The sequence below is a fragment of the Kitasatospora sp. MY 5-36 genome (genome assembly GCF_001182915.1).
In the GTDB taxonomy this organism is placed as follows: Bacteria; Actinomycetota; Actinomycetes; order Streptomycetales; family Streptomycetaceae; genus Kitasatospora.
The window spans coordinates 1-3,202 of sequence record NZ_LFVW01000060.1; the positions used below are offsets into that span (position 1 = coordinate 1).

Here is a 3,202-nt window from a genome sequence, read left to right on the forward strand (position 1 = left end):
CGTGCCCGTGCCGCTCACCCGCAGGTCCAGCCCGTCGGCGTACAGCGGGCGCAGGCCGCCGGCGGCGGTGGGGGCGTGCGGCTCCCAGACGTCGGCCGCCGCCGCGCCGGCCGTCGTCCCGCTCGTACCGGCCGTGGCGCCGGCCGTGCTCACGGTCGTGCCGGTGTCGTTCGTCTCGGTCATGGTCAGCCCTTCGTGGCGCCGGCCAGCAGGCCGGAGATGAACTGCCGTTGGAGGACCAGGAAGAGGACCATCATCGGCAGGGTGGACAGCGCGGTGCCGGAGAGGATCGCGCCGTAGTCGGTGTTGGACTTGTTGCCGTGCAGCGTCGCCAGGGCGACCGGCAGGGTGTGCATCTCGGGGCTGCGCAGGGCGATCAGCGGCCAGACGAACTGGTTCCAGGAGCCCAGGAAGAGGAAGATCGACAGGGCCGCCAGCACCGGCCGCATGACCGGCACCACCACGCTGAACAGCACCCGGAGTTCGCCCGCGCCGTCGACCCGGGCGGCGTCCAGGAGCTCGTCCGGCAGGCTGCTCAGCGACTGCCGCATCAGGAAGATGGCGAACGGCACGCACAGGCCCGGCAGGATCAGCGCCTGGTAGGTGTCCAGCAGGCCGAAGTCCGTCATCATCTTGAACAGCGGTACCAGCACCACCTGTTCGGGCACCACGAGGGTGGAGAGCAGCAGCGCGAAGAGCAGGGTGCGGCCGCGGAAGCGGAACTTGGCGAAGGCGTAGCCCGCGAGCAGCGCCACGACCAGGGCGCCCAGGGTCTGGACCCCCGCCACCAGCAGGGAGTTGCCGACCACCCGGAGCAGGCCGATCTTCTGTTCCAGGTGGCTCAGGTTCTCGCCGAGGCTCCCGCCGGGCAGCAGCTTCGGCGGCCAGTCGAAGACCTCGGTGTCCTTGCGGGTGGCGGAGACCACCAGCCAGTAGAAGGGGGCGATCGACAGCCCGGTGACGCCGGCCAGGAAGAAGGTCAGCGGCCAGCCGCGCAGTTTCTTGAGGTTCACTTGTCCTTCTCCCCCATCAGGCGCATCTGGACGGCGCCGAGCACCGAGACGAGCAGGGTGAGCGCGTAGGCGATGGCGGAGGCGTAGCCGAAGTCGAAGTACCGGAAGCCGTTCTGGTACAGGTACATGGAGACGGTGAGGGTGGCGTTGTCCGGCCCGCCGCCGGTCAGCACGTACGGCTCGTCGAAGAGCTGGAGCGTGCCGATGGTCGAGAGCACGACGGTGAACAGCAGCACCGGGCGTAGCGCGGGGACGGTGATCGAGGTGAAGCGGCGGATCGGGCCGGCCCCGTCGACCATCGCGGCCTCGTACAACTCCCTTGGTATGGACTGGAGTCCGGCGAGGTAGATGACGGCGTTGTAGCCGGTGTAGTGCCAGGTGAGCACCACGACGACGGCCATCCGGGCCCAGACGGGCTGGCCCAGCCAGTCGACGGAGGGCAGGCCGACGGCGTTCAGCAGCCAGTTGACGGCGCCGTCGTCGGCCTTGAGCAGGTAGGCGAACATCACGCCGGTGGCGACCAGGCCGGTGACCGAGGGCATGAAGACGCCGAGCCGCCACACCGTACGCCAGCGCACCAGCGCGGAGTTGATGCCGACGGCCATCAGCAGGGCCAGGCCGAGCATCAGCGGGACCTGGACGACGAGGATCTCGCCGGTGTTGCGCAGGGCCGTCCAGAACAGCGGATCGTCCAGCAGGCGCCGGTAGTTGGCGAGGCCTGCGTCGCGGGTGGCGGCGCCGGAGCCGGTGGTGAAGGAGAGCAGCAGCGAGTCGATGACCGGGTAGGCCTTGAACACGCCGAAGGTGAGCAGGGCGGGGGCGAGCAGCAGGTACGGCACGGCGCCGCGGCGCCAGCGGGCGCGGCGGAGCCGGCCGGACCGGCCGGGCCCCGCGGATCCCTTGGACCCCTTCGATCCCTCGGACCCCTCGGACTCCTTGGCGAGGGCGGCGGGCGGGCTGGCGGCACTCATGCGATACCGCGTCCCGTCTGCTGGGCGAGCTGCTTGGCGGCGTCCTGGAGGACGGCGGCCGGGTCGGCGCCCTTGAGGAAGACCTTGGTCTGGGCGTCGCTGACGAGCTTGAGGGCGCGGGCGTAGTCGCCGGAGTAGTTGGTCGGGTCCCCGCCCTCGACGGCGAGGTCGGTGAAGGTCTTGAGCACCGGCTGGCCGCCGTAGAAGGCGCTGGGGGCGGCGTACATCGGGTCGGTGTACGCCTCGGTGAGGGCCGGGAAGACGCCGCCCGCGTTGAACATCGTGTTGACCGAGGCGGCGCGGGTGAGCGCGTACTCGACGAACTTCCAGGCGGCGCGGCGGCGCGGGCTGGAGGCGGCGACGGCCAGGTGGGTGGAGTTGACCAGGGCGGTGCGCTTGCCGCCGGGGGTGACCGCCGGGGGCTTGGTGAGGCGCCAGTTGCCGCTCTGGTCGGGGAACTTCTTCTCCAGGTAGTGCGCGACCCAGGTGGGCATCGCGGCCGCCCCGAGCTTGCCGGTCTTCATCACCGGCGGCCAGCTCTGGACGCCGGGGGTGTCGCCGATCAGCCCGGCCTCGTCCAGCCGCTTGATGATCGTCAGGGCGCGCACGGCCGGCTCCGAGGCGACGGTGATCTTGCCCTGGAGGTCGAAGTAGAAGGCGCCCTGGAGCTGCATCAGGCCCTGGAGGAAGTCCAGGTCGGGGGTGGGGTTGGCGGCCCGGTTGACACCGATCAGGGCGATGCCGGGGTTGGCGGCCTTGAAGCGGTCGGCGACGGCGAGCAGGTCGTCCCAGGTGGCGAAGGTCTCGGGGTCGATGCCCGCCTTGTCGAAGTAGTCCTTGCGGTAGAAGAAGCCGAGCGCGTTGACCTCCCAGGGCAGCGCGTAGGCGTGGCCGTCCTTGCCGGTGACGACCGGCCACAGGCCCTTGGCGAACCTGTCCTTGTACGCGTCGGCGCCGAGCGCGGAGAGGTCGGCCAGGCCGCCGGGGAACTTCTCCTGGTAGCCGGGCAGGTAGTCACAGCCGATGTGCAGGACGTCGCCGAGGCCCTGGCCGCCGGCCGCCAGGCCGACGGTGATCTTGTCCCAGATGGCGGGCTCGCCGATGTCCTGGACGTCGACCTTGATCCCCGGGTTGTCCTTCTCGAAGGCCGGGACGATGCCGCGCAGGGCGTCGGCGGCGGTGGCCCAGGACCAGACGGTGATCGTGCCGGTGTCGGCG

The 3,202-nt window shown here is 70.8% G+C and carries 4 protein-coding genes; all 4 read right to left on the bottom strand.

The window, feature by feature from the left end:
• Window positions 1–183 (bottom strand): hypothetical protein (locus AE652_RS05705; protein WP_049650044.1); only part of this gene is annotated, 183 nt, incomplete at its 3' end.
• A 2-nt stretch (window positions 184–185) separates the two neighbouring features.
• Window positions 186–1,013 (bottom strand): carbohydrate ABC transporter permease, encoded by an 828-nt coding sequence (locus tag AE652_RS05710; protein ID WP_053111977.1) that lies wholly within the window; start codon window positions 1,011–1,013, stop codon window positions 186–188.
• Window positions 1,010–1,984, bottom strand: coding sequence for a carbohydrate ABC transporter permease (locus tag AE652_RS05715; protein WP_082345322.1), 975 nt, complete (start codon window positions 1,982–1,984; stop codon window positions 1,010–1,012). The genes AE652_RS05710 and AE652_RS05715 overlap by 4 nt, the downstream gene beginning before the upstream one ends.
• Window positions 1,981–3,202 (bottom strand): extracellular solute-binding protein (locus AE652_RS05720; RefSeq protein WP_049650045.1); only part of this gene is annotated, 1,222 nt, incomplete at its 5' end. The genes AE652_RS05715 and AE652_RS05720, both read right to left, overlap by 4 nt.

What these genes read in the sequence shown, in the direction of transcription:
- AE652_RS05715 (WP_082345322.1), bottom strand. Translation starts at nt 1,984, where the DNA reads ATGAGTGCCGCCAGCCCGCCCGCCGCCCTCGCCAAGGAGTCCGAGGGG.